The organism is Escherichia sp. Lx600-2 (genome assembly GCF_036662595.1).
Lineage (GTDB): Bacteria > Pseudomonadota > Gammaproteobacteria > Enterobacterales > Enterobacteriaceae > Escherichia > Escherichia coli.
The window spans coordinates 1-767 of sequence record NZ_JAYQWM010000247.1 but is presented as its reverse complement, the minus strand read 5'-3'; the positions used below and the strand labels follow the sequence as shown (position 1 = coordinate 767).

General features: G+C 39.9%; 1 protein-coding gene. It reads right to left on the bottom strand.

Annotation, left to right across the window (positions count from 1 at the left end; translation table 11 throughout):
* On the bottom strand, positions 1-767 hold a 767-nt coding region (locus OQV04_RS24810), incomplete at both ends, for an FHIPEP family type III secretion protein (protein ID WP_332643254.1).

Genomic DNA, 767 nt, shown 5'->3' with positions numbered 1-767 from the left:
GCCAAACATAAAAACACAAGAAGGGGAAAACCTGGAAGTAACCCAATACTTAGCGCGAGGACACATGTCACAATAATGACAAAAGAATTACTTAATAACTGGGACATTATATTTTGCCCCATATTATCACTATCGCCATTTACGCGCGTAACGATAAATCCTGCGCTAATAGCAATTAATAAAGCTGGAATTTGAGAAACAAGACCATCACCGACAGTAAGAATTGTGTAGACAGTCAACGCTGTTGAGAAATCCATTCCATTTTGGCCTACTCCTACTGATAGCCCACCGATAATATTAACAAAGATAATAATAATGTTTGCAATAGCATCACCTTTGATAAATTTCATCGCACCATCAAAGGAACCATACAACTGGCTCTCTCGTTCTAATACGCTACGACGTTCTTTTGCTAAATCTGCATCAATGATCCCGGCGCGTAGATCGGCATCAATGCTCATTTGTTTACCTGGCATACCGTCAAGCGAAAAGCGGGCAGCAACTTCAGCCACACGTTCCGAACCTTTAGTAATCACGATAAACTGAACAATAGTAACAATGGAGAAAATAACAAAACCAACTACCAGGCTATCTCCAATAACGAACTCACCAAAACTCGTTATAATTTCTCCAGCATCCGCCTCAAGAAGTATAAGTCGACTGGTACTGATCGCCAGCGCCAAACGAAATAACGTTGTGATAAGGAGGATTGATGGAAATGAAGAAAAGCTTAAGATCCTATCAACATAGAATGATCCTAAAAATAC